Annotated in this window: 27 protein-coding genes; 8 read left to right on the forward strand and 19 right to left on the reverse strand. The window is 44.3% G+C overall.

The annotated features are described in order from the left end of the window. The first annotated feature begins 26 nt into the window (after positions 1–26). Positions 27–341: a hypothetical protein gene (locus ELS82_RS05665; protein ID WP_134834603.1), complete on the forward strand. Its 315-nt coding sequence runs from the start codon at positions 27–29 to the stop codon at positions 339–341. A 65-nt stretch (positions 342–406) separates the two neighbouring features. On the opposite strand, the gene ELS82_RS05670 is transcribed toward ELS82_RS05665, so the two are convergent. Together ELS82_RS05670 and phhA are read right to left on the reverse strand one after the other, a co-directional pair. Continuing rightward, positions 407–733, reverse strand: a complete 327-nt coding sequence (locus ELS82_RS05670) for a 4a-hydroxytetrahydrobiopterin dehydratase (RefSeq protein WP_134834604.1) — start codon at positions 731–733, stop codon at positions 407–409. Next, complete coding sequence (phhA, locus tag ELS82_RS05675; RefSeq protein WP_134834605.1) at positions 726–1,517, reverse strand: phenylalanine 4-monooxygenase; 792 nt, start codon at positions 1,515–1,517, stop codon at positions 726–728. The genes ELS82_RS05670 and phhA overlap by 8 nt, the downstream gene beginning before the upstream one ends. Before the next feature lie 225 nt (positions 1,518–1,742). Here phhA and ELS82_RS05680 point away from each other — a divergent pair, with 225 nt between their 5' ends. After that, the gene (locus ELS82_RS05680; RefSeq protein WP_134834606.1) at positions 1,743–3,734 is read left to right on the forward strand and encodes an acetoacetate--CoA ligase; all 1,992 of its coding nucleotides are present in this window, start codon (positions 1,743–1,745) and stop codon (positions 3,732–3,734) included. A gap of 64 nt (positions 3,735–3,798) precedes the next feature. Here ELS82_RS05680 and ELS82_RS05685 read toward each other — a convergent pair whose 3' ends face one another. After that, a complete protein-coding gene (locus ELS82_RS05685; protein ID WP_134834636.1) occupies positions 3,799–4,377 on the reverse strand; it encodes a class I SAM-dependent DNA methyltransferase in 579 nt (192 codons plus the stop codon). A 144-nt stretch (positions 4,378–4,521) separates the two neighbouring features. Between ELS82_RS05685 and ELS82_RS05690 the strand changes: the two genes are divergently transcribed. Then, positions 4,522–5,400 carry a LysR family transcriptional regulator gene (locus tag ELS82_RS05690; RefSeq protein WP_134834607.1) on the forward strand — a complete coding sequence of 293 codons (879 nt, stop codon included), beginning with the start codon at positions 4,522–4,524 and terminating at the stop codon, positions 5,398–5,400. 191 nt (positions 5,401–5,591) lie between these two features. Then, positions 5,592–6,485, forward strand: a complete 894-nt coding sequence (locus tag ELS82_RS05695) for a cation diffusion facilitator family transporter (protein ID WP_134834608.1) — start codon at positions 5,592–5,594, stop codon at positions 6,483–6,485. Positions 6,486–6,560: 75 nt separating this feature from the next. Here ELS82_RS05695 and ELS82_RS05700 read toward each other — a convergent pair whose 3' ends face one another. After that, complete coding sequence (locus ELS82_RS05700; protein ID WP_134834609.1) at positions 6,561–7,025, reverse strand: ASCH domain-containing protein; 465 nt, start codon at positions 7,023–7,025, stop codon at positions 6,561–6,563. A 284-nt stretch (positions 7,026–7,309) separates the two neighbouring features. Between ELS82_RS05700 and ELS82_RS05705 the strand changes: the two genes are divergently transcribed. Then, positions 7,310–8,272, forward strand: a complete 963-nt coding sequence (locus ELS82_RS05705; RefSeq protein WP_134834610.1) for an integron integrase — start codon at positions 7,310–7,312, stop codon at positions 8,270–8,272. 69 nt (positions 8,273–8,341) lie between these two features. On the opposite strand, the gene rplT is transcribed toward ELS82_RS05705, so the two are convergent. The 13 genes from rplT to ELS82_RS05770 form a co-directional block, all read right to left on the reverse strand. Further along, entirely contained in the window at positions 8,342–8,695 is a 354-nt protein-coding gene (gene rplT, locus ELS82_RS05710) for a 50S ribosomal protein L20 (protein ID WP_004401084.1), read from the reverse strand. A gap of 41 nt (positions 8,696–8,736) precedes the next feature. Then, entirely contained in the window at positions 8,737–8,931 is a 195-nt protein-coding gene (gene rpmI / locus ELS82_RS05715; RefSeq protein WP_004411425.1) for a 50S ribosomal protein L35, read from the reverse strand. A 106-nt stretch (positions 8,932–9,037) separates the two neighbouring features. Continuing rightward, the gene (gene infC / locus ELS82_RS05720; RefSeq protein WP_071881323.1) at positions 9,038–9,589 is read right to left on the reverse strand and encodes a translation initiation factor IF-3; all 552 of its coding nucleotides are present in this window, start codon (positions 9,587–9,589) and stop codon (positions 9,038–9,040) included. 3 nt (positions 9,590–9,592) lie between these two features. Beyond that, on the reverse strand, positions 9,593–11,521 hold the full coding sequence (gene thrS, locus ELS82_RS05725) for a threonine--tRNA ligase (protein WP_134834611.1): 1,929 nt from the start codon (positions 11,519–11,521) through the stop codon (positions 9,593–9,595). Positions 11,522–11,732: 211 nt separating this feature from the next. Next, entirely contained in the window at positions 11,733–13,232 is a 1,500-nt protein-coding gene (locus tag ELS82_RS05730; RefSeq protein ID WP_134834612.1) for an NAD(P)H-hydrate dehydratase, read from the reverse strand. Positions 13,233–13,306: 74 nt separating this feature from the next. Continuing rightward, positions 13,307–13,744, reverse strand: a complete 438-nt coding sequence (locus ELS82_RS05735) for a PAS domain-containing protein (RefSeq protein ID WP_134834613.1) — start codon at positions 13,742–13,744, stop codon at positions 13,307–13,309. Further along, positions 13,744–14,748 (reverse strand): response regulator, encoded by a 1,005-nt coding sequence (locus tag ELS82_RS05740; RefSeq protein WP_134834614.1) that lies wholly within the window; start codon positions 14,746–14,748, stop codon positions 13,744–13,746. Before ELS82_RS05740 ends, ELS82_RS05735 begins: the two co-directional genes overlap by 1 nt. A gap of 178 nt (positions 14,749–14,926) precedes the next feature. Continuing rightward, a complete protein-coding gene (locus ELS82_RS05745; RefSeq protein WP_134834615.1) occupies positions 14,927–16,057 on the reverse strand; it encodes a response regulator in 1,131 nt (376 codons plus the stop codon). Next, positions 16,050–19,202, reverse strand: a complete 3,153-nt coding sequence (locus tag ELS82_RS05750) for a hybrid sensor histidine kinase/response regulator (RefSeq protein ID WP_134834616.1) — start codon at positions 19,200–19,202, stop codon at positions 16,050–16,052. The genes ELS82_RS05745 and ELS82_RS05750 overlap by 8 nt, the downstream gene beginning before the upstream one ends. Then, a complete protein-coding gene (locus ELS82_RS05755; protein WP_134834617.1) occupies positions 19,195–19,779 on the reverse strand; it encodes a SpoIIE family protein phosphatase in 585 nt (194 codons plus the stop codon). Before ELS82_RS05755 ends, ELS82_RS05750 begins: the two co-directional genes overlap by 8 nt. A 1-nt stretch (position 19,780) precedes the next feature. Beyond that, a complete protein-coding gene (locus tag ELS82_RS05760; protein ID WP_134834618.1) occupies positions 19,781–20,209 on the reverse strand; it encodes an ATP-binding protein in 429 nt (142 codons plus the stop codon). Beyond that, on the reverse strand, positions 20,196–20,561 hold the full coding sequence (locus tag ELS82_RS05765; RefSeq protein ID WP_134834619.1) for an STAS domain-containing protein: 366 nt from the start codon (positions 20,559–20,561) through the stop codon (positions 20,196–20,198). Before ELS82_RS05765 ends, ELS82_RS05760 begins: the two co-directional genes overlap by 14 nt. 7 nt (positions 20,562–20,568) lie before the next feature. Next, positions 20,569–21,489, reverse strand: coding sequence for a protoglobin domain-containing protein (locus tag ELS82_RS05770; RefSeq protein WP_134834620.1), 921 nt, complete (start codon positions 21,487–21,489; stop codon positions 20,569–20,571). A gap of 214 nt (positions 21,490–21,703) precedes the next feature. Here ELS82_RS05770 and ELS82_RS05775 point away from each other — a divergent pair, with 214 nt between their 5' ends. After that, on the forward strand, positions 21,704–23,260 hold the full coding sequence (locus tag ELS82_RS05775; protein WP_134834621.1) for a methyl-accepting chemotaxis protein: 1,557 nt from the start codon (positions 21,704–21,706) through the stop codon (positions 23,258–23,260). Positions 23,261–23,332: 72 nt separating this feature from the next. On the opposite strand, the gene ELS82_RS05780 is transcribed toward ELS82_RS05775, so the two are convergent. Further along, a complete protein-coding gene (locus ELS82_RS05780; RefSeq protein WP_053438890.1) occupies positions 23,333–23,794 on the reverse strand; it encodes a TetR/AcrR family transcriptional regulator in 462 nt (153 codons plus the stop codon). A gap of 505 nt (positions 23,795–24,299) precedes the next feature. Between ELS82_RS05780 and ELS82_RS05785 the strand changes: the two genes are divergently transcribed. Both ELS82_RS05785 and ELS82_RS05790 read left to right on the forward strand, forming a co-directional pair. Continuing rightward, positions 24,300–24,593 carry a DUF406 family protein gene (locus ELS82_RS05785; RefSeq protein WP_134834622.1) on the forward strand — a complete coding sequence of 98 codons (294 nt, stop codon included), beginning with the start codon at positions 24,300–24,302 and terminating at the stop codon, positions 24,591–24,593. A 124-nt stretch (positions 24,594–24,717) separates the two neighbouring features. After that, on the forward strand, positions 24,718–25,317 hold the full coding sequence (locus tag ELS82_RS05790; RefSeq protein ID WP_134834623.1) for a hypothetical protein: 600 nt from the start codon (positions 24,718–24,720) through the stop codon (positions 25,315–25,317). Positions 25,318–25,385: 68 nt separating this feature from the next. On the opposite strand, the gene ELS82_RS05795 is transcribed toward ELS82_RS05790, so the two are convergent. Then, positions 25,386–26,489 carry a 1-acyl-sn-glycerol-3-phosphate acyltransferase gene (locus ELS82_RS05795; protein ID WP_134834624.1) on the reverse strand — a complete coding sequence of 368 codons (1,104 nt, stop codon included), beginning with the start codon at positions 26,487–26,489 and terminating at the stop codon, positions 25,386–25,388. Between the last annotated feature and the right edge of the window lie 58 nt (positions 26,490–26,547).

Genomic DNA, 26,547 nt, shown 5'->3' on the forward strand with positions numbered 1-26,547 from the left:
TAGCCAAATATTGAGAGGAATTCATTATGAGAACAGTACTAAAAGCCATCGCCCTTACCGCCCTAACTTCAACTATCGCATTTGCAATGCCGGCAAGTGACTACTCAATTCGAGTAAAAGCCGATCGTAACCACGCAGACGTTACGGTATTGAAAGACGGAGCACCAGTCAGTGGCGTACCTGTTAAAGTAGTAGGTAATGGTACCAAAACGTATGTAACTGGCTCGAAAGGCACCTTTATGGCCGCAAACTTATTCGACAATGGCCGTTCATTCACGTTCGAAGTAAAAGACGAAAATGGTCAGGTTATTCGTGAACAACGCTACCTTTCTTCATTCTAAATAATTGAACATGGATTAAAAAAGCCTGAGTACTCAGGCTTTTTCTTTATCATTTTTTGACCGAATTAAATCTGATCACATTTTGCCGCACAGATAAAATCATTCTGATGCAGCCCTTTAATTGAATGGCTCCACCAAGTCACCGTTACCTTGCCCCATTCAAGCAAAATTGAAGGGTGATGAAACTCCGCTTCTGCTAGTTCAGATATTTGGTTTGCGAACGCCCAAGCTAACTTATAGTTTTTGAACTTATACACTTTTTCAAGCTGGGGAATGCCATCACGCTCTATCATTTGCCAATCATTCAACTCTGTCAGTAGCAATCTTCGTTCTTCTGCGCCTAGTGCTACCGCACTGCTGGTGCATGCTTCGCAGCGTAATTCATTAAGCATGTGTCACTTCCTTTGGTTCAAATAATGGGGGTAATAGTCCGGCTTTCATCGCCTGTTTTACATGAAACATCAAATCCATTTTACTGAGCTTATAAAGCTGTTCGATGTTATCTAATACAAAATATTCCGGTTGCATTATGTCAATACGGTAAGGGGTTCTTAAAACAGTATGAATATCAAAGTCCACTCGTTGGGCTCGCATATCATCAAGCGCGTAAATCGTTTCACCCGGTGAAGACAGGATACCTCCACCATAGATCTTGGTAGCTCCGCCTTCTTTTACTAGTCCAAATTCAACTGTAAACCAGTAAAGACGCGCTAAGTAGACTCGCTCTTTATCACTCGCCTCACGCCCTAGCTCTCCATAAGTCTGAGTAAATTCCGCAAATTCTGGATTGGTTAGCATCGCGCAATGGCCAAAGATTTCATGAAAGAAGTCGGGTTCTTGGAGGTAATCTAACTCCTCTCGCGTTCGAAGGAAGGTGGCAACAGGGAATTTTTTCTCGGCCAATAAACCAAAGAAACGATCAAAGTTAATCAAAGCCGGTACTGGTTCAACCTGCCAACCAGTTTCAGTTTTTAAAACCTTATTTATATCAACCAATTGTGGAGCTTTATTAATTGGTAGGTTGAGTAAATCCAACCCCGACAAATACTCTTTGCAGGCTCTTTGTTTAACCAGTTTTAACTGGCGGGTAACTAAATCGTGCCATATTGCATCTTCTTCTGGGCTCCAATCTACAATCCCGTGTTCATTCACAGGTTTAGAGTGATACTGTGCCATACCTAGCTCCGTTAACAAATCCGTTACATTAAGCCTATCGCCATGCTTCTCCGGTGACAATTTAACCAAGCAACTCTATAGCACGCCTTCTCTGTAACATTAATTTTACATTTGACAGCTTTTTTCTTATTTTTCAGTAAGCTGATGAAGGCTCAGATGTTTGACTTTGGTCAGAAATTCATCAAAGCTTAATCCAGTTACGGAGAACATAAAGACGAGGATGTCATGTCTCAATCAGATGCACACTTGCCTTCCCCTATTTGGGTACCAAGCCCAGATCGGATCGAATCATCTAACCTCAAGCAATTCATCAAACATATTAATTTTCAGGGAGATAGCCTTGATCACTATGCAGAACTGCAGCGCTGGTCTGTCGAAAACAAGAAAGATTTTTGGCTCGAAGTATGGCAATTTTGCGATGTTATTGGTTACAAAGGAGATTGCATCTTAGGCGAAGGATTGGCGAAATGGGGCACGTTTACACCGAGCAGAGACACTATTTGGTTTCCTCAATCCCAACTCAATTATGCGGAAAACCTTCTCGCTTATGCCTTTCAAGCACCCGAAGATATCGCCATTTGGTTTAAAAACGAGCAAGGGGAAAGCCGGAAACTTACTTGGCAAGAGATGTGTGATCAAGTATCCATTCTTCAACAATGGCTGAAACATAACGGCGTCGATAAAGGTGACGTAGTAGCGGGTTATTTACCTCACATGACCGAAACCGTCATTGCCATGCTCGCCACAACTAGCTTAGGTGCAATTTGGACATCGACCTCGTCTGATTTTGGCGTGGAAAGTGTGGCTGAACGTTTTGGCCAAGTGCAGCCTAAAATTTTGTTCTGCTGTAACGGCTACCAGTTCAATGGCAAAACCTTCCACCTTGAAGAAAAGAATCGACAACTTGTTGAAGCACTGCCAAGTATCATCAACACCTGTCAGATAGAGTACTTAAAGTCTGCGCCTACTGAACATTGCTATAGCCGCGAGCCTTTTTCAGACTGGGAAGCGATTCTCGCCAGCTTCTTGCCTCGTGGAATTCGTTATCAGCGCATTGGTTTCAATGATCCACTATTTGTTCTCTATTCTTCTGGCACAACGGGGAAACCTAAATGTATTGTTCACTCCGTTGGCGGCACAATCCTTAACCACCTAAAAGAGCACCAGCTCCATTGCGATATTCAGCCTAAAGATCGCGTGTTCTACTACACCACATGTGGTTGGATGATGTGGAACTGGCATGTTTCGACTTTAGCAAGCGGCGCAACACTGGTGATTTTTGATGGTAGCCCGATGTACCCAAATCCCAACATTTTGTGGCAACTAGCCGAACAAGCGGAAGTGACTTTGTTTGGTACTTCGGCCAAGTATCTTGAAGCATTACAAAAAAGCAGTTTCAAGCCTTGTGACAGCTATGATCTCACCTCTTTGCGAACGTTATGCTCGACTGGCTCTGTACTCTATCCGCAACAGTTTGAATTCGTTTATGACAATATCAAAGTTGACCTCCACTTAGCGTCAATTTCTGGAGGGACCGATATCTGTGGATGCTTTGTTCTAGGGAACCCTATCTCTCCCGTTTATAGAGGTGAGTGCCAAGGTGCAGCGTTAGGCATGGATGTCGCGGTGTTTAACGAATCTGGAGAACCGATCACCTCCCAACGCGGTGAACTCGTCTGTATGAACAGCTTCCCAAATCAACCACTCGGGTTCTGGCATGATGATGGGGAACGTTATCATAACGCCTACTGGAGTAAGTTTAACAATACTTGGCACCATGGCGACGATATCGAGATTACCTCAACAGGTGGTATGGTTTTTTATGGCCGAAGCGACGCGACACTAAACCCAGGTGGTGTCCGTATCGGTACCGCCGAAATCTACCAGCAAGTCAATCAGATCCCTGCAGTGCAAGACTCTATTGCTGTATCGCGACGTGTCGAAGGCGACGAAAAGGTGGTTCTTTTTGTTCAACTTAATCCCGACTACCAGCTTGATGAGGAACTACAAACTCTGATTAAGCAGACTTTGCGTGCTCAGTGCTCGCCACGGCATGTACCCGCTGAGATCTATGCGCTCAGTGAGATACCAAAAACCAAGTCCGGAAAGTTAGTTGAACTTGCCGTGAAGCAAGTCTTACATGGTGATGAGGTACAAAACAAAGGGGCAATTGCTAACCCTTGGGTGTTAGATGAGGTAGTGCAGTTCCAAGCATAGAAAAGCAAAAATAAAAAAGCCCGAACACTCGATTCGGGCTTTAACAATTCAACAGTAATAGCGGTTATTTTTTCGCAACCGCCATCAATACTTTCAATGTTCCTTGCGGCGTTTCAACTTCAAACGGCGTAGTTACCACAACCTCTTCAAAACCGACGCTGGTCAATACTTGCTGCGCATGACCGATTGTCATACCGCCAACTTCATCTTTGTCTGATACCCAATCCCAATGGACGAAGTAACTACCCTCATCAATAAGGCTATAAACAATATCAGCGACATCTGAATAATTTGGTAAAAAACTGCATACAGAGGATGCAACCACAAGATCAAATTGCGCTCTAAAAGCTGGGTGCATTGCCACTAAGCCACGGCTTAACATATCAACAACAGGCTCAACGTTCTCAAGCTCTTTATTGTCCAATTGCTCAATCATTGATTCAGAACTGTCTAGCGCAACAATGTCTTTCACTGCTGGCGACATGCGCTGGCTCAATAGGCCAGTTCCGCAACCGAAATCAAGGACATGCAACCCCGTCACATCTACAACACTTTTTAGCGATTCGAACGCTTTATCTGCATAGGCATTAGTAGAAGCTTCCGAATCCCAGTTTGCTGCGACGTCGTCCCAAGTGTTAGCCATCATGATCTCCCTGTAACTACATTCATTAGGCACAGGCCAAGAGTATCAAAACTGCATGAAATTCATAGCATTTCAGTCGTGAAAACAGACAATCCACTAACTTTGATATAAGATCGATTTCAATCTAACCAAATTGAGCAACCGATGAACCTTTCGCAAATCGAAGCCTTTTGTACTGTCGCTGATACTGGCTCAGTATCGGAAGCGGCACGTCAACTCGAATGTAACCGTACTAAGTTAAGCATGTCGATCAAAGCATTAGAGAAAGATCTTGATGTCGAGCTCTTTGTACGTAGCGGAAACAATTTGGTCCTCTCTGAAGCGGGAAAGGCAATTTACAAAGATAGCCAGAACCTGTTGGTTACGGCTTCACGCATCAGGCAGACATGTGCTCAAGTCTCTGGTGAGTTTAACGCCGAAGTATGGATTGCCCGTGATGACTCGTTACCTGACGAACTGTGGCAAGACCTTTCACACCGACTCAACAACCGCTTCCCTGCAACCGCGTTCAACATTGTACTTGCCTCTAGTGGTGACCTGACTAACTTAGTCGCAACTTCTCAGGTCGACTTTGCGTTTGGTGTCGATTATGAACGTATTGATGATCCGCTAATCACCTTCCAGCCCCTTGGAAAGATTCGTCTGATGTCTGTGTGCCGCTCAATTAACCCACTTGCGCGCCTAAGACGTGTGTCAGACGATGAATTACGTAACGCGATGCAAGCCGTTATGGTTTATTTGAACGAAAAAGATAACCCAGAGCTGCAACCTTTCTCCTTGAGACATATTGGCTTCTCAAGCTTTGATTACATGCTTAATACCATTCTGGAAGAAGATGCTTGGGGCGTACTGCCAGAACCTCTCATTCGCCATTTGCTTAGAAGCCAGAAGCTTGCGGTAATCAAGCATACCTATGGCTTAACACAAGAAGATTACTGTATGTTTACTTCTTCAGGTATGGCAGAGCATCCCGGTATGTCATGGCTTGCCGATAAGCTTAACGAGTATCTTTTTGATTTCTAAGATAAGTTTCTAATAGATTAAACATCAGTCAGCGTCATTTTTATTGACACTGAGACGCCATCATATCCCATTGATTAATATAGAGTTATCCATGAAGCTCAGTTTTCGCACTATCCATCAATCTAGATTTAGTTTGTATAATTCTCTGATTATGAGAAAACTATAAGGGTGTTTATAGAAGAGATACCTTTATGTGTGCCAGGACAAGCTTAAATGAAAAACGAATACTTACCTTCTCAGCGCTGTTAGCATCAGGCTTTGCGGGCGGTGGTTTAGTACTCGGTTTGCTTGTTGGCTCACTTGTTATTGTTTTCGATGGTGTCTACTCCCTAGTCAGTTTACTGTTAACTTTATTGTCACTGGCTGTCTCTCGATTTATTGAACGACCTTCTAAACGTCAATTCCCATTTGGTAAATCGGTTCTTGAACCTATCGTTATCGCTATCAAAGGCAGTGTCATTCTCGCGATTGTCGCTTATTCGCTTTACTCTGCAGTAACCTCGCTGTTTGCAGGTGGTCGTGAAGTCGATGTCGGTATCGCAACCTTGTTTGGCGCAGTCAACGTTATCGGTTGTGGTTATGCTTGGTGGCATATCACTAAGAAGTCTAAACGCTTTTCATCAGGCTTAATTGAAGCTGAAACGAAACAGTGGCAGATGGATACCCTACTTAGTGTCGCTGTAACACTTGGCTTTATCGCAGCATGGTTAATTACTTTGTCTCCACTGTCACAATATGCGGTTTATGCGGACCCAATGATGATGTTACTTATGTCGTTCTACTTCATTAAAGTCCCATTTGAAATGCTTCGTGATGCGCTGCGTGAACTTCTGATGATGAAGCCTAGCGCGACAATTTGTGACACCGTAGACGCGGAAGTTTCGGCTCTCGATAAGCAAGTAACACAAAACCTTGAAGTTGCGGGGGTTACTAAGGTAGGCCGAGAGCTACGCGTAAGATTGGATGTTCACGCTCAAGGTAAGCAGGTCCAAGTCGCTGAGTTAGAAAAGACGCGTAAAGTGTTAAAAGACAAACTTTCTAAATTGTCACTCGACCTCAACCTGACAATGAATATTGCTAGCTAACTAGACACTCGCAAAATAGAAAAAGGCTCGATGAACATCGAGCCTTTTTGCTTTTTAGAATTATTTGCCAATAGACTAGGAATAGACCACCTTAAAGCGCTCAAGCACTAGCTGCATCTCTTCACTGGGTTCAATATTGAGTTCTTCACATTCACGAGAAAAGAACTTCCAGTGAGCTTCACGCCACCACTCTAGGCTTTTGTTCCCTTCACCCTCTGCTGCAGCGAACTCCGCGGTAACATCGCAAAACCTAGCCTTGGAAACATCGGTAACTTCAATAATACAAACTGGATCCCCTTGCCAATTGAGTACAACCTGAAGGTGCCCTATCTCAGGCATTGGCTCACCTTCATGAGTGTACCAATACTCCATACTACACGATGCCTGCTTTTCACCGCGCAATATCAGGTCTGCACATACGTTGGCATTGTATTCATCGGAACAAAAGTAGTCTGCACTGCAAGACGGACTATTGTGCGCCTTGTCCGCTGGCAGAGAATCTAGGTATTGTTGTAAAAACTGCTGACTTTTTTCATCCATGTTCAACCTTCAAAATGCAATAATCCAGAATCGCTAAGCGACTGCTCTGGCAAAATAATCCATTAAAAACTCTTATTAATTCAGCCAATGGTAACACTGCCACAATGGTATTTATATCGAACTGCACAGTTGAAACTCACAGTTCAATACGCAACCATCAATCACTTAGGATGAAACTTAGTGCGATTGAACCGGTTATTGAAGATGTGCTGCGCTAAGAGCTTGAATTCATTGCTCGTCACAAACAAGGTGGCTAACTTACTTAGCCACATAAGGTCATAGCGATGAAGAATCAGTTTATATTGAGCATTAAAGAACACATGAGAGCGCGTCACTATGCGACTAAGACCATCGATGCTTATATTAACTGGATTAGTCGATTTGTTACGTTCCATAATATGACGCATCCTTCGAAGCTCGATGAGAAAAGCGTTGAAGAATTCCTAACACACCTCGCCCTCCACGATAAAGTGGCAGCAAAGACTCAAGCTCTTGCACTCAACGCGATTAACTTCCTCTATCGCGACTTTTATCGGACTCCATTAGAAAACGATATGAAGTTTCAGAAGTCGCTACTCGATCGAAAACTTCCGGTGGTATTGACCAAGCACGAGACTCGACAGTTCCTTAAGCACATCGATCCAAGGTACAAACTTCACATTATGCTGCTGTATGGCTCGGGGCTGCGTGTGATGGAGGCCGTTCGGCTACGAGTACACGATATAGATTACGATTATTCAGCAGTGCGAATTTGGCAAGGAAAAGGCGGTAAGAACCGAGTTGTTACGTTGGCAAAAGAGTTAGTCCCAATGCTCAAAGAGCAGCAAGCTTTGGCACAGCGCTATTACAAAAAGGATATGAACACACCTGGGTACGCTGGTGTATGGCTTAACCAATCATTGCAGAAGAAATATCAAGGGGCAGAGCTAGAGTTCAAGTGGCACTACTTATTTCCTTCAAACAAGCTATCGACAGATCCAGAGACAGGTTTAGTTCGACGCCATCACATCAACGCAGTGGCACTTCAGCGCGCGGTTAAACGCACGGCAAAAGAGGCAGGAATAGATAAGCACGTGACCTGCCACACCCTTAGGCATAGCTTCGCAACACATTTATTGGAATCAGGCGCAGACATTAGAACCGTACAAGAGCAGCTAGGACACAGCGACGTGCGTACCACGCAGATTTATACTCATGTATTAGAAAGAGGTGCTAGCGGCGTTAAAAGCCCGCTATCGAGCTTATAGAAAGATATTTTAGATATAAAAAAGGAGAGCCGAAGCTCTCCTTTCCTTAATCCTAATCACTAACTCTAATTAAAGAGCAGCTTTCGCTTTTTCAACTAGAACTGCGAATGCAGCTTTGTCGAATACCGCGATGTCAGCAAGGATCTTACGGTCGATCTCGATAGATGCTTTCTTAAGACCGTTGATGAAACGGCTGTAAGATAGACCATTCTGACGAGATGCAGCGTTGATACGTGCAATCCACAGTTGACGGAATTGACGTTTCTTGTTGCGACGGTCACGGTAAGCGTATTGACCAGCTTTAGTAACTGCTTGGAAAGCTACGCGGTAAACACGTGAACGTGCACCGTAGTAACCTTTAGCTTGTTTTAGAACTTTCTTATGACGTGCACGAGCTTGTACACCACGTTTTACGCGAGGCATTATGCTTCTCCTAAACTAAACGATTGATAAACTAAAAAGAATTATGCGTATGGTAGCATACGAGCAACTGCAGCCACTTCACACTTAGGAAGGATTGCATTTGGACGAAGCTGACGCTTGTTCTTAGTAGTACGCTTAGTCAGGATGTGACGTTTAGTAGCGTGCTTAAACTTAATACCACCAGCAGTTTTCTTAAAACGCTTAGCAGCACCTTTGTTGGTTTTCATCTTAGGCATGATGAATAACTCCGCATTGTTGAGTTGTATTAAACAATAGTAATTAGGGCGAACAAAACTCAGCCACCTTACGGCAGCTGAGTTTTATTACTTGCAAAGCCGTTAATTACTTCTTTTTAGGGGCAAGAACCATGATCATCTGACGACCTTCGATCTTCTTAGGGAAAGATTCCACTACTGCTAAATCAACAGTGTCTTCCTTAAGACGATTTAGAACGTCAACACCGATCTCTTGGTGTGCCATTTCTCGGCCACGGAAGCGAATTGTTACCTTCACTTTGTTGCCTTCTTCAAGGAAACGCGTCAGGTTGCGTAGTTTTACCTGATAGTCTCCAATATCAGTTCCAGGACGGAATTTTACTTCCTTAATCTGAACCTGTTTTTGCTTCTTCTTCTGCTCTTTAGCAGACTTGCTCTTCTCAAAGAGGAATTTACCGTAGTCCATTACACGACATACTGGTGGCTCAGCGTTTGGACTGATTTCTACCAGATCCATTCCAGCTTCTTCAGCTGCTGCAACCGCTTCTTGAATAGAAACAACACCAACTGATTCACCATCAGCGCCAGTTAAACGAACTTCACGAACGCCACGAATTTCACCGTTTAAACGATGAGCATTTTGTTTGGCCGGTACTTGGCCGCGTCTTCCGCCTTTAATAGTTTATTCCTCCAGATTGAGCTTACGGCTTGAAATCTCGTCTTGGATGTATGAAATAAAGTCATCCACTTTAAACTTGCCGAGATCTTTGCCTTTACGAGTACGTACTGCAATTTCGCCAGCTTCCATTTCTTGGTCGCCACAAACAAGCATAAACGGTACACGCTTCAAAGTGTGTTCGCGGATTTTAAAGCCAATCTTCTCATTTCTCAAGTCCGCTTTAGCTCTAATTCCACATTTTTGTAGTTTTTGTGCCACTTCCTGAACATAATCTGACTGTTTATCAGTAATGTTCATGATTACAGCCTGTTCTGGCGATAACCAAGTTGGGAAGAAGCCATAGTATTCTTCAATCAAAATACCAATGAAACGCTCTAGTGAACCTAGAATCGCACGGTGAATCATAACTGGCGTTTGACGCTCGTTATTTTCATCAACGTAGGTTGCACCTAGACGGCCTGGTAAGTTGAAATCCAGCTGTACTGTACCACATTGCCATGCACGATCTAAACAGTCATGAAGAGTAAATTCAATCTTCGGACCGTAGAACGCACCTTCGCCTTCTTGAATTTCGTATGCGATATCCATCGTTTCAAGAGACTGCTTAAGCGCTTCTTCAGATTGATCCCAGATCTCATCTGAACCAACACGCTTTTCAGGACGTGTAGACAGTTTAACAACGATGTTGTCGAAACCAAATGTTTGGTACGTATCGTACACCATCTTGATACAGCTAGTCACTTCTTCTTGAATCTGACTTTCAGTACAGAAGATGTGAGCATCATCTTGAGTGAAACCACGTACACGCATAATGCCGTGTAGTGCACCAGATGGCTCGTTACGGTGACATGAACCAAACTCTGCCATACGCAGTGGTAGATCACGGTAAGATTTTAGACCTTGGTTAAAGATCTGTACGTGACCTGGACAGTTCATTGGCTTCAGCGCGTATTCACGGTTCTCTGAAGAAGTCGTAAACATTGCTTCTGCATACTTGTCCCAGTGACCAGAACGTTCCCAAAGAACGCGGTCCATAATAAGCGGACCTTTAACTTCTTGGTAGCCGTACTCTGTCAATTTTTCGCGAACAAATACTTCTAAGTCACGGAAAATAGACCAACCATTGTGATGCCAGAACACCATACCCGGTGCTTCTTGCTGCATGTGGAATAGGTCTAGTTGCTTACCAATCTTACGGTGGTCACGCTTCGCCGCTTCTTCTAGGCGAGTTAGGTGTGCTTTAAGCGCTTTTTTGTCGTGGAATGCAGTACCGTAGATACGTTGAAGCATCTTGTTGTCACTGTTACCACGCCAATATGCACCTGCTACGTTCAGTAGCGTAAAGTGCTGACAGAAACCCATATGTGGTACGTGTGGACCACGACACATATCGATGTATTCTTCATGATGGTATAGGCCCGGACGATCATCACGAGAGACATTTTCGTCCAAGATTTCCATCTTGTATGTTTCACCGCGAGCTTCAAATGCATCGCGTGCTTCCTGCCAGCTGACCTTTTTCTTGATCACTTGGTACTTAGTTTTCGCCAGCTCTTTCATACGCTTTTCAATCTTCTCAAGATCTTCTTGCGTTAGAGAGTGCTCTAAGTCGATATCGTAGTAGAAACCGTTATCGATAGTTGGACCGATCGCCATTTTCGCTTCAGGGTAAAGCTGCTTGATCGCGTGACCTAGCAGGTGAGCACATGAGTGACGAACGATTTCTAGACCATCTACTTCATCTTTTACTGTGATGATTTCAAGGCTTGCATCTTGTTCAATAAGATCACATGCATCAACACGGTTGCCATCTACACGACCAGCGATGGTTGCTTTCGCAAGACCAGGACCGATAGATTGAGCAACATCAAGAGTAGAAACTGGGTTGTCGAACTGACGCTGACTGCCGTCAGGAAGAGTAATAATAGGCATTAAAATATCCTTTACAGTGGTGTTGCACACCAAGCAACACATGCAATTTAAAACGAGTCTTTAATGAGAATTCAAAGATTAAAGACGAGAGTTCGTGTCCTTTTCTGCGCAAATACGGATGCACAACTCAGGAAAGAACGAGCATTGTAACGAAATAAAGCGAAATAACAATCGAAGTCACAGAAACCACGTAAAAAAGTTCACTTTTCGATCAGTAGCTTCCATTCAGCCATTGATGAATCACGGCTCTCGCTTCCGGTATGACATCACTCGCGAGCAGGCCTATTTGGCCATATTGGTTTGCGAGCTTATCAGCGGCCGCACTGTGAATCAGAGTTCCTACTTTCGCAGCATCAGATAACGATAGCCCTTGGGCAAGCATTGCCGCAATAATCCCGGTGAGAACATCACCCATACCGCCAGTAGCCATGCCTGGGTTCCCTGCATTGCAGACATAAATATCATGACCATCGCAGATAAGGGTACCCGCACCTTTCAAGACGACGACACCGCCATATTTACTCTGAAGATCGGTCACAGCTTGAAAACGGTTTTGCTCCACTTCAGCAACGCTGCAACCTAGTAGTCTCGCGGCTTCTCCCGGGTGCGGAGTGATCACTCTTTGTTGATCAACATAAGGCATGTTCGCAAGCATGTTCAGAGCATCAGCATCAAAGACTTTAGGTTTAGAGATCTCCTTGCAGGCAGACATTAGCGTTTGAGCCCAACTATCGGAGCCTAATCCTGGGCCAAATGCGATCACATCGGTTGCCTGAAGCGCTTCATTCAGCAAGGAGCTCTCCCCACTCCATGAGCGAGTCATGACTTCAGGGCACCCGACTTGCAGAGCCAATGTCGAACTTTCATGACACAGAGTTCGAATTAGCCCCGCTCCCGTTCTGGCCGCTGCGCTGGCACATAGCCGAATTGCGCCAGAGTAACCTTCATTACCACCAATACAAAGTAGGCGCCCATGCTTACCTTTATGCGCCGTCGGGCATCTTTTCGGTAGCAAGTGCTTCACAAACTCGGGACTAAGCGATATAGCGGAGTAAGGGACAATCTGCCCAAACTCTTCATCCACTCCTAGCCCTGCAAAGTGTAGCTCGCCGACTACGCTTCGAGCATGTCCCGTCATCAGCCCTTGCTTGACACCGATGAAAGTCACCGTTGAATTCGCCGCCATGGCTGCGCCTAGTATCGACCCAGTATCGCTACATAAACCTGAAGGGATATCTATCGACACCACAGGGAGGTTCGCTTCGTTGATCTTTTCAATGAACGCCTGCATCGGTTTACGAACATCGCCACTTAAACCCGTCCCAAGTAATCCATCAACGATAAGCTCTGCATCTCCTGCATTAAAGCTATCTATCGAGCTAATCTCACCCCCACCGCTTAACCACTCTTGTTTGGCTTTTTTCGCATCACCCGATATTTTGGCTTCATCCCCATAAAGATACAGCTGCACATCTAGGCCATCTTTCTGCGCCAGCTTTGCCACAACAAAGCCGTCTCCACCATTGTTGCCACAACCGCACAAGATGGAGAGGTGTTTGATGTCAGGGTATTGATTGCGAGTATGCTGGTAGACAGCCTTTCCAGCGCGTTGCATTAGGGTATACATTCCGACGCCTGCTTGCTGCGCAGACAATTGCTCACCCTGCTTAACTTGCTGAGCGGTATATAAGCGAGTAGGTAGTCGTTCCATCTAGGTACACTTTTGTAGGGGTTGCTTACAGCATATACAACAACGCCAAGGATTACCTTGGCGCTGATTACAATTTATTGCTGTTTGGACACGAGAGCTTCTGCGGTGGCGTCTTGAATCGATAAAAACAACGAGCGAATTTCACCTGTTGGAGTGCGCATAGGATTCAAGGTGATGTTTTGGTACATGAAATCAGCTTGTTGCGTTACCGGGCGAACGTTACGGCACTTAAACAGATAAGGTCGTTGTTGCCAGGTGATGAAACTACGACAACCTAAGTCATAAACCGGTTTGGTCTTAAGCTTAAACCACTCCTGAGGTATTTCAGGGAAGAGTTCAAATAAGGATTTGCCTATCGCATCATGCGCCTGTATGCCGCTATGGTGAGTCATAAAGCCGTTCCACACTTGGACGTTGTGGTCTCTATCAAGCACAACTAACCCCAGGTCGACGTTTTGCACCATATCGACCATCCAATGGAACTGCTCAAATTCAGCTGGAAGATTTAACATTAAAAGTCCTCCATTAAGTAAGCCAACTTGTTATCAAGCAGCGGCAGCGATTCGTCGACAAACATAAATAACAGGTCACAACGAATAGAGGTTCCATCGATGTTGTAACTGACCTCAAATGTCATGGTCTTTTTAAAAGAACCGGACGTCGATGAGATAACAGAATCAATTGATATATGTTGACCGAGTAGTACTGGAGAGCTTTGGAAGAATCGCACCTCTGCTTGTTTACCAAGGCCGTTAAGGAATGCACCAACCAAAATGTTGGAAACGTCCATTAGCAGTTCCAACTCTTCCAGCTCTTCGCTGTCCGCCGGCACCTTCATCAGTTTTTGAAGGTCAGAGACACTGGAATCACTGAGTAAGACCAAAGCCTCACCAGCAATGCCTTCACCGCTGAACCCCTGACAAACGCCGGATACCTGATCATTTTCAGCCAGATCTCGAAGCGCCATGTGAAGTTCACTTACTTCAAATATATTGACGTTGGGCAGCGGTAAGTGAACAAATACATCAAAATGTCGCGCAAGCGCATCAGCAGCCTGACCAATAGCGACGTTCGCCACTTCCATGTAGATATCACGTCGACGAAGGATCGGCAGGTCGATAGCAACAGGGGTAATGATTTGTGGCTGAGTGACAGGCTCCACCAGCTCCTTAAGAACACTGTTAAGGATATTTTTATCAATCGGCTTTTGTACAAATGCCTTAGCCCCGAGAGCCATTACGCGCTCTTTCGCTTTCGGCTGAATATCACCGGATACAACCACAACTGGGATGTCGATATCCCGATTAGCGATCTCCTCTAAAGTACCAAAGCCATCAAGTTCAGGCATGGTCAAGTCAAGGAACATCAGCTTGAATTCATTTTTTTCTAACTGTTCCAGAGCATCTAAACCGTGGACAGCGAAGGTAATATCAGCATTTAACGAAGCAGGCAATGAGCGAGCCATTTGCTTTCTCGCTAAAGCGGAGTCATCGCATATAAGGACGGGAAAAGTCATGCGTACACCTACTCCTTTTTGGGTTGTAGTAATAATCACAGTGTAGCAGACCACTGAGATGCCAAATACCGCATTTTGATGCTTTATTCGCCAGTCAGTCACTAAAAAACCGTTTAAGGACAAATAATTGTCGGCCGATGCACTTACTGCTAATTCAAATCATCGCATAGCAACAAGGTTACTCGTCCCCGCTGGCTTTCAAATCAAATGAATCACTATCAAAGCCTTCATCCCGAAAAGTCGAGGCCACCGTTCTGAACTCATCTTCAACGGCAAGAAAGATATCGACAAGCAAAGGTTCGAAGTGGACGCCAGAACCTTCTTTAATGATTTGCATGGCTTTCTCATGGGGGAAAGCCGGTTTATATACTCGCTCTGAGATCAGGGCATCGTAAACGTCTGCAATCGCCATCAGTCGGGCACTTAACGGGATATCGTAGCCAGACAATCCTTCAGGATAACCGCTGCCATCCCACTTTTCCTGATGGCTATAGGCAATCTCAATCGCGAAAGTTAGAAAATCGCACTCAAAATCAATCGATGATTCAACATTGCGCAACACTTCCCGACCGATTGAAGTATGGCTTTTCATAATGGCAAACTCGTCATCCGTTAGCTTGTCTGGTTTGAGTAGGATACTGTCGGAAATCCCTACCTTGCCTATGTCGTGAAGCGGCGCCGACTTAAAAAGCAGCTCGATCGATTCTGGAGATAACTGATCTTGGTAATGCCCTTTGCTAACCAACTCTTCAGCTAATATACGAACATAGTTTTGGGTACGGCGAATATGATTACCGGTTTCGTTATCTCTGGTTTCAGCCAGCGACGCCATGGCTTGAATGGTTGCGTCCTGAAGGGCTTCTAACTCATGGGTGCGCTCTTTAACTCGATCTTCAAGTATCTCATTTTGATGGGATAACTCATCCATTGCGCCACGCAGTTTCAAATGAGTGCTAATTCTTGACAGCAAGATTGGTGGGCTAATCGGCTTGAGTATGTAATCGACCGCACCCACCTCAAAACCACGCTGTTCATCTTCTATCTGCGTTTTAGCGGTTAAGAAGATAACCGGAATGAAAGCGGTATCAGAGTTATCTTTCAAGCGCAGGCATACCTCATAGCCGTCCATTTCCGGCATCATAATATCAAGCAGAATGATGTCCGGAAGTTTAGACTCAGCAAGAGATAAGGCTTGATCACCATTAGTAGCAACCAGAACCTTATAGTTATTTTTTAGCAGACCACTTAATAGCACTCTATTTTCCGCAATATCATCTACAACTAGTACTGTGGGAGTCAATTCATCCATTTGTTCCTCCAAACATCTTTTCCGAGTCAATAGGATAAATGCTGGTTGCCCGCCTCAACGCTATGCTTGCAGAACGAAAGTCGCAATCACCGACGTGACGGCAACAGACTTCAAAAGCATCTGGCTTAAGAAAAGTATTGAAGCGGGGATAATGCTCTTCAAGAAACTCTATTGCACTTGCATCAAATTCATTCAGTAACATGTCAAATTGCAATATCAGCGCGATACTCTCGTCATCCAGATTGCTTTGGACTTCTGAAGGGTAATCCCTGCCTAGACCGTCGCACACCTGTTGAAAGAACGAGTCGATATAGTCTGATAGCTCTTGTTTGATTGGCTCAATAGCCGTTCGCTGCTCAGAATTGTTAAGTTGATGCTCAAGTCTGACAGAAATATCAAACAATCGAATCATCCCCAAATTCGCTGCTGAACCTTTAAGGGCATGAGTAATCGAAAATGCATAGTCGTAATCTTGTTTGTCCAACGCGATATCGAGTCTGCGAATAAAGTCGTATTCTTTGTCGATGAACTGAGAGAGCAGCCTATGGTAGAGGGCTTCATTGTCCGCGACTCTTAACATACCGTTTTTGACATCGAGAGATTCAACGTGCTCCAGTGTGTTAATCTTCTGGTTACCGTCATCATTACTGCTCTCAGGGATTTCCGGTTCGATTTGTTCCGTCGCTTCATAGTCTGAGCAGCAACGCTTGATGGTACTAAACAAAACTTCTGGATCGATGGGTTTGGAGACATGATCATTCATACCAATCGATAAACAACGTTCGCGTTCTTCAACCATCGCATGTGCAGTCATTGCAACTAAAGGAATCTCGTCAAAGCGACTATCGGCGCGGATTCGCGTCCCCGCTTCATAACCATCCATAACAGGCATTTGTAAGTCCATAAAGATGATTTCGAAACTGGCGCTACCTTGTTGGTAAGTGCTCTCCAGTTTATCTAGTGCCTCCTGACCATTATTGGCGACCGTTACCTTGATTCCTTTTTCTTTCATTAGCTCAACCGCTATCTGCTGATTGATTTCGTTATCTTCAACTAATAAAACCCGTAAACCACTTAGCGAGCTATCTTTGCTGCGTTTTTCTGAATCGCTATTTTTATCTTTATCAAGCTTGGGACCAAACAGGTCCATCAGCGAATCAAACAAGTAGGACTGGCCAACAGGCTTGGACAAAAAGCCCGATACATCTAAGTCATCGAGATCCAATGAGATGTCTTCTTTATCATAAGCGGTAACAATGACAACTTTAGGCTGAGCATCATCTGGCAGCGTTTGGCGGATTTTCTGTGTCGCTTCAATACCACTCATCCCCGGCATCCTCCAATCCATAAACACCAGATTATATGGCTGTTTCTCGGCACAAGCCTGCTTTAGTTGCGCAATAGCTTGCTCACCGCTAGAGACTATGCTTGGCGCTTGTGGCAACACATCCAATAAGTCTTCCATCACTAACAAGGCGTGCTCATTATCATCGACTACCATGGCTTTTACATCATTGAGCGTGTGAGGAACGACCTGAGATTTAGCGTTGTCACCCTCAACAAAACCACTGAAAAGGCTAAATGTAAACTCACTCCCCTCACCCAGAGAGCTTTCCACTCGGATAGAGCCCCCCATTAACTCAACTAAACGCCGACAGATAGATAAACCTAATCCGGTCCCTCCATAACGACGAGTGGTGCTACCATCAGCTTGGGTAAATGCACCAAATAATTTTTCCGATTGCTCCAGGCTCATGCCAATCCCAGTATCCTGAATAGAGAAATCCAGTTCGACCATTTCGTCTGAATTAGATTTTTTTGTTACATGAACAGTAATTTCGCCTTGCTCAGTAAACTTCACTGCATTATTGACTAAATTAATGATGATTTGCCCCAAACGCAGTGGGTCGCCATTTAGTAACCTAGGTACATCGCGATCTACTTGGAAAATTAACTCTAATCCTTTTTCAAACGCCTTCTGCCCGGTCACCATGGAGACGTTATGCAGCACATCGTCGAGATGAAACTCTATGGTTTCAATCGATAATTTCCCCGCTTCAATTTTGCTGAAATCCAGAATGTCATTGATGATGCCAAGCAGTAGCGAGGCAGAGTTATGTATCTTCGAAATGTAATCGCGTTGTTTTGTGGTGAGCTCAGTTTTGAGTGCCAGATGCGACATACCGATGATGGCATTCATCGGAGTTCGAATCTCGTGGCTCATGTTGGCCAGAAACATCGACTTCACTTCGACGGCCTCTTCAGCCTTCGAACGCGCTCTAGTCATCTCATCTTCGACCGCTTTACGGGTGGTCACATCGCGTAGGAACATCGCGGCTCGACACTCACCGTCGAAGAGAAAAATCGTGATGCCGAGATCAATCGGAATCATTTGCCTGTTAGACGTATAAGTTTCCACTTCAAAGAACCCACCGTTCACTTTGCTCTGATCTTCAAAATGCAGTTCACCAGTTAATATGTCTTTTAGCTCTTCAGGCAGTTCGATACGTAATAGCTCACAAACATTGCTTCCCTCAACGTCTTCAAACCGATAGCCGTAAGTTTGCTCCGCGGTCTTATTCCATAAAATGATACGCTGTTTGCTATCGATGATCGCCACACTCGATGGGGCCCCTTCGATGATGGTACTTGAGAGAGTTTTGCTGGCTTGCAAATCCCTTGTTCTAAGCTCAATTTCCTGTTCGAGCCCCTCTTGATGCTGGGCGAGTTGTTGATTCGTTTTTGTCAGCTCTTCCATCAGCTCATCACGGGACTTCTCACTCAAAACCTCTGCCAGCCGAGTCTGCACAGAAGAGGTCATAGGTACCAACGAATCAATTTTCCACATCAGGCCATTGCTAATTCGCGAAAGGTGCAGAAGTGGGACCGATACCTCAGGAATAGACTTTTCGGAGTCTTGATATGTCCAGGTCATCGTTATACCATCTGATAACACTGTCGCCTCTACAATGACGGGCCCATCATCGATAAACGTGTGTAACATTATTTCGCCACTCAGGACGAGCAACTGGTCTCTTGCCTGAAAGCTATAACCTAAAACTTCGAGCGCTGACGCTAACTTACGCCGCAGTCCAATTTTTGCGACGTGACTGTTATCGAGAGAGTGTGTATACGAATTATTCATTGCAATACCTAACTAATATCGCTGTTGCGTCGTCATAAGACTTGCTAAAGCTACGAACGAAAAACGAAGAGAGGTAATCGAGTGCTTTGCCATTGGCAAACTCCACTTCGGTCGGGTCAATATTCTCTTTAACTCCGTCAGTGGTGAAGAGATAGGTTTCGTCAAACTCAAATCGAAATTCGAACGGTCTCAAGGTCGGCATTAGCTCACCGACAATACCCGCCTGGGCTGAAAAAGAGCGATAATTTTGCCCCAACTGACGAACCAGAGTATTGCCGATGCCAATTCCTCTTGCCTCCTGAGAACCACTGTCGAAATAGACCACGGTAATAGCGGCGCCCAGTGTTCCACTCAGCTTCTGGTGCAAATCAGACATCATCCCCTTAATATCTTTACAGGCTATTTGCTCCAATGTCACTTCAATGCTGCGGGCAAGGCTCGCTGCTTCAGGTCCGTGGCCAAGTACATCAATAATAACCACAAGCAAATCATCGCCTACACGAGCGACATAGTAGCCATCCCCAGTTTCGAGCTCTCCTTGGTACGGTAAACAGTGAACACTGTATTCAAAACCCATATTAGGGTTTCCATTTAATAATCGTCACTCTGGTTCCAGAACCAAGCAGTGACTCGATATAAAATTCATCCACCATTCTTCGTACTCCGGGTAAGCCTAAACCGAGTGAGAAGCCTGTCGAATAATGTTCCTCCAACGCACGGGCAATTTCTTCAATTCCGGGGCCATTATCTCTTGCGACGACTTTGATACCCTTTCGTGATCTAGTTAGGTCCGTGATACAACTGACAGTAATGACGCCATGTTGGGCATACTTAACAATATTCATTGCCAGCTCAGACACAGACGTAGATATTTCGCTTACTTCTGTTGCAGGTAATCCCTGATTCTGAGCTAAAGAATAGACAGCGATGACTGTGCCCATAGCTTCAGGCTCAGAAGCCACTCGATAACTTTCGATGGTTTCTTCTCTGTAATCACTGCCTGTCACAAGCGTTACCTATCATCGCTAAACCATCATCAATATCACGCGCGCAGTGCATATTCTCTGTTTCGTATCCGATGTTCACTAAAGCCATCGCAATACCAGGCCTTATCCCAACGAATGCCCACCCCCTCCCCATCACTTCTATGGTACTCACTATGTCCAACAAAGCATCCATATCCATTCGATCGAGCGACTTTACTTCTGACAAATCAATCAGCACCCCTTGAATCGAATGCTCCCTAACCTTATTCAGCACTTCTGAGCGAAAGCTATCAAGCACTTCTGAGCTCAAGTCCACCTGAACCGTAGCGACTAAAACCCCACTCAGTTGACTGATTGAAACTGACGTCGACATATGCCCTCTACCTCTCAGAAAGCTGTTTCAAAGCACTAACATTTAAGCCCATGATATCAAATGCATTCTCTAGGGCATCACGCAACGTCGCACTGGTTTTAACCTCGCCAACATTAACTCCGAGCTGAACCATAGTCTTAGCAATCAAAGGAGATACACCTGAGACTAAACAGTAACAGCCCATGAGTTTGGTCGCTTTGGTTATCTTAATAAAGTGATTGGCAACCGCAGTATCCACGACTGCCACACCTGAAATATCCATGATAAATATCTTGGCCCGGTGCTCTGAGATTTTGTTCAGCACTGCGGTCATGATGTCTTGTGCCCGTTTGGAATCGATAATGCCGACGATGGGGAGCATTAATATGTCTTGCCACACCATGGTCACAGGCGTCGACATGGCGAGCAACGCCTCACTCTGCTCTGCTATTCGCTTGTTAATCAGACGAGAATAGGTATCCACCACTATGGTGGTGTCAAGATGAAGCAGTTTGGTAAATGCAGTCACTAACGAACTGTACTCGTCACTGTATAAACTTCCGTCATACATACGCTTGGTAAAAATCACCATCGAAATGTTCATTCCCGCGAAATAGGTAGGTAACGGTAATCCAACGCGGGCATGCACTTCCCCAACTTCCCTACGCTCTCTAATATATTGTTCATCAACCTTGGCAGAGAAAAAAGTGGTCCAGTACTCAATTTGCGATGATTGAACTTTTTTGAGCTTGACCTGATCAGTAAAGAACTGTTGGTACTCTGGCTGTATTTCTAACCAGTCATAAAAGTGGCGTACATAATCATCCAGTTTCGGCACCATCATGTCGCCAAACTTTCGAATTAGCGCTAAATCAGCCTCGTTCAAATCATGAAGTTTTAGCAAGCTGTCCGCACTTGCATATGAACTAATTGAAGACCCATGTGGCATGAAAAATACTCCCTTATTTCAACGGATACACGTCCCCAACGACATGAAACTAATCTCATCAATAAGTTTAATGGTAGTCGAGGAATTCCAGATTTCAGGGAACAATAAAAAAAACGAGAAAAAACCCACTAATTTTGTCAAGTATTAAGAGTTGTGCTTATACTTAATCCGATTCGCTCAAATTAAGTTTGAAATAGAACAAGGAATTGGAGATATGCGTGTAAATCAACCCGTAACTCAAAAAGAAATCACCTACCCTCCTGAGTTCAATTTGCTTTCTATTACTAAGCCTTCAAGCCACATTACCTATGCCAGTAAAGACTTTTGTGATGTCGCGGGCTATACATTAGAAGAGCTGGTTGGGCAACCTCATAACCTCGTTCGCCATCCTGACATGCCCCCAGCAGCCTTTGAAAATATGTGGACATATTTAAAACAGGGCAACTCATGGATGGGAATAGTCAAAAACCGCTGTAAGAATGGCGATCACTATTGGGTGGATGCCTTTGCCTCTCCGATAAAGGAAAATGGCAAAACCATCGAATATCAATCCGTTCGCCTAGCCCCCAAGCGAGAGCATGTTAAAAATGCAGAAGCACTCTATGCGCAATTAAATAAAGGCAAGATTCCTTTAAAATTGAAGCTGCCACGTACTCGTCTATGGCAACGCTTATCTCTTTCATTCTTCGTCGTGGCGATCGCATCAAGCCTTATTGCTACCTTTTCACCGCTCATGGCCATCTGGGCATTTTTCATAATCAGTACCGCTCTTGCTTTCGTTCAAACTCGACGCCTCGAGCAGTTATCAGGCGATGCTCGAAAAGTATTTGATAATCCACTCATGGAGCTGCTTTACAATGACAGGGTCGATGATATATCCGAGATCCAGTTAGCATTTAAGATGCGCCAGTCTGAGATCAATTCTATCGTTGGGCGTATACAAGACTCCAATCAACAAGTTGTACAAGCCGCCGGTTCTTCTGCAAAAAACTGCGAAACAACCGCAGAGAACTTAGCTGGTCAAACATCAGAGACAGAACAAGTGGCCGCTGCCATCAATGAAATGCACTCGACAGCAAATGAGATTGCTCAAAATGCTCAAAGTGCATCCGATGTTACCGATCAAGCGAATACCGCCGCCAACGAAGGCCGGTCGTCAGTAAGCCAAACTATCAGCTCCATTAATGAGCTTTCCAAACAGTTGGGTGTCGCCTCTGACGTTATTCAACAGCTGGTTGCGCATGGCCGAACCATAGGTGAAGTTCTGATCATCATCCAAGGGGTTGCTGAACAAACCAACCTACTCGCGCTCAACGCTGCTATCGAAGCTGCTCGCGCTGGTGAACAAGGACGAGGGTTTGCTGTCGTAGCAGACGAAGTTCGCCAACTTGCTCAGCGAAGTCACGAATCAACAGAAGAAATTCAAAATATCATCAAACAAATCCAAAGCAGTACCGAGAAAGCCGTTCAAGCGATGAATGAAGGGACGCAGCTTTCCAATATCTGTGTCGAATGCGCTGAAACATCAGGAGAGAAGCTAGATTCTTTGCTTCACCAAGTGACCGATATCTCGGATAGAAATAACCAAATAGCAACCGCAATTGAAGAAATGGCCAGAGTAACTGACGAGATGAACTCCAGCGTTCAATCGATTAGTGACGTATGTGCTGCAACCAATGTACTGGCAGGTGATACTAAGGAAGAGTGTGAAGGGCTAGTAAGAGACTTAAGTTCGCAAGGAAAACTGGTAATGCAATTTAGAAAACTCTAAACATGGCGATATGTTTAAAACAAAAAGCCGTAATAACAAAAAGCCTTCCGAAGAAGGCTTTTTTATTGGTCATTACTGAGCCATACGAATAATTGATTTACCAATCAACCACTCAAGCTCTTTCGCGCTACCTTCACCGAACTGGCTTTCTGTCATCTTATATAGACGATCGATTCCGTTGCTTGCGAACTCATGCGTGCTTTGAGACGTCACAATATGGTGGAATAGCAGACGTAGGATTGCTAGGAATTCTTCACTATCTAAAGCCGCAACCCAGCTTGAAGAAAACTCTTCTAGACCTTTATTAAACTCTACGTGCTCTACGAACATCTTGAAGATACGTCCGTCTAATGCAGCGGTAAAATCCGTCTTCTTAGGAAAGTGGTGGCTAATACCCGTTCTAGATACACCAGTCTGTTGGCTCAAAGTAGTGTATGACATTTTGTCATAGCCAAGACGCAATAGCTGATCAACTACTGCATCCATGATCTTCTGAATCGTGATTTCGGTATCTTCTTTACTACGCTTTGGCATGTTCAGGCTCTTCTCTCTGTAAATCCGTCTAACTCTTCATGAGTTTATTATCGACGCCTTATTAATTAGCTTCCTTGTCCAATGACATCTTGTTAAACGAGATGAATTATCAATCTCAATGCAAAAGACAGTATCACAATTAAACCGTACGCACCATCTAACTGTCGCGTAAACTAACTTTCCATAACTGCATGCATTTGCATGCTTTATAGAATAATAAGACTTTATCTATTGTTTATATAATAATGAGTCACCGATAATCTTACAAAATGCTAACCCTGACAACTAACTGAATGGCATTCTGGATGGATTATGACATGAATTTTCGTAATTTATTGATCTTCATCACATGTAAATAGGAGCTATTCGCAAATTGGTGGTGCATTATTAATCGAAAGACAACATAGCATACTGATTTGGGCATGAAACTATGTGCTCTCGTTTTTATGGATAAGCTTCAAAAATCTCGTTAAAATGACCTCATTATTTGTAAGAGGATATTGAGATGACCACCGAACAAGAACAAGTATGCGAAGCATGTGGTTGCGCAGGTGAAATGGGCTTTATCATCAAAGAAGGTGATGATGTAGCTGAAGTAACTATTTTTGCAACGGGCAAAGCGTTAATTGAAGCAGAGCTTGCGAAGTACGTAGCACTAGCTGAAGAAGTATGTGCAGGCGTTAAGTACGAAGTGACTTCTATTGAGGAAGACGCAACGGAAGTAACAGCACGCTTCCAATTTGAAGTGAGCGCTGAAAAACTAATTTTTGAACTAAAAACGCGTGCACTAACTCGCTAATTCAGTTCTGAATGCTTTCCAAAACGGGCACTTGAGCCCGTTTTTTTGTCCCTGTCGCATAGAAAATTTGACCTTACCTCTGTTAGAACTCATATTGATTACGAACTCTCTAAGTGATTGAACTATGCCTCGCTCCTTTTGTTTACTCTTTTTACTCTGTTTCAGTTATGCTGCGACCGCAGTGCCGCTCGATCAATTTCGAATCCTCAATCACCTCGACAATTATGGCAACCTTGACCTGCGCAATAAGCCTTACACTGAACTTCCTGATGGGCTAATCATTAAGGGCAATTTGAACATTGCTAAGACGACCATTAAACGTCTACCTGAAGGTATGGATATTCAAGGGAGCCTTGATGCATCGAATAGCCAACTGGAAAAGATTTCCAAGGGAGTTAATATCAGAGGGTTTGCCAATCTACTTGGCTCCAACATCAAGAAGTGGCCTAGAGGGGTTAAAGTGGGTGGTTACCTCAATTTTACCGATACTCCATTACAGTCATTACCACCACGATTAAGAGTGAAAGGTGATCTTAGTGTGATTCGAACCCCTCTTGAGGTTCTACCCGAAGGGATCACCATTGACGGCGACCTTTATATCAGTGGCTCGAAGATCACCGAGTTTCCAGACACTATGACCGTGAAAGGTAATATCTTTCTTGGCGGTAACCGCATTACAAAGTGGCCGACAAACCTCAACTTAGGTGGCGCTGTCGCTCCCTAATTAACATCGCCAGCCAATAAAAAAGCCTCACTGAATGAGTGAGGCTTTTTTCGAAATGAATTCGCTATTTATGCTGGCTGATTCTTTACCGGGTTTGCATAACTTGCTACTAAGTAAGGCTGCGCGCCTTCAGGGAGTAAATTGAGCTTGTCAGCAAACTTAGCTTTAACTTGCTCATCAACTTGTTCATTACCCGCCGCCAATTGGTTAATTGGAAATAGCTTGTAGTTCGCATGTACTTGGCGATCGATCTCTTCAGCCAAGGCTTCTGGAGTTTCAAAGTCTTGCTCAATCACATCACCAAATGCGACATGAACACGGCCTTTATCACCCACAATACCTTGAATGATACTTTCGATATCTTCGAACTCGCCTTTTTCGTAACTACCTACCGACTCTTTCGCATGCAGCTCTAACGCTTTAGCGATATCACATGGATCATTTTCGTAGGAAATCGATACTGGCACAATTCTCAGAGACTTAACGTAATCTGCAAATGCTACTTTCTGCTTACGACCTTCAACATGGAACATTTTAAGGATTGCTGGATCAGTAAAATCGTTGCCATCTTTAGCACGACCTTCTTTTTGAGCAATCCAAATTGAGTGTCCCGTATCAAGTGAGTGTTTGATATAACCTGACAAGGTTCCCAACGCCTTCATCATTTCGCGTGGGCCCTTCGCTGAGCGCTTTACAATAAAGCTCTTATTAAGCTTCATTAGTTCTGTTGCACATGGCTTCTTCAGTAGGTTATCACCGATAGCAATACGAACCGTCTTATGCCCATTTTGAAACAAACCAAAGTTTACTAACGCAGGGTCCATCGCAATGTCACGGTGGTTAGAAACAAACAAATACGCTTGCTCAGAGTCAAGCTTATCAAGTCCGCTAAAAGTCACACCGTTTGTGGTTGATTTCAGAGTTTGGTCCAAATACTTCTTCACCTCAGATTGAATCGCTTCAACTGAGTTCAGTTTTGACCATTTCATTTTCAAGTAAACTTTCACGACAGGTGACATTAGGGCTTTAAACCAACCTGCGTGATTAGAAAAACGGTGCTGTAGGATTGCGCTAATGAACTCTTCATCATTAACTAAGCGGTCAATCGCCGCTGGAATCTCTTCGTCATTGTATGGACGAATTTCAATAAATGGGTCTGTGTTTGTCGTCATTATTTTAGTCAGTAAATAGAAAGCGCGACTATTCTACGCATAGAAACGTCTCTTGGCA

This window comes from Vibrio ouci, assembly GCF_004551525.1.
Lineage (GTDB): Bacteria > Pseudomonadota > Gammaproteobacteria > Enterobacterales > Vibrionaceae > Vibrio > Vibrio ouci.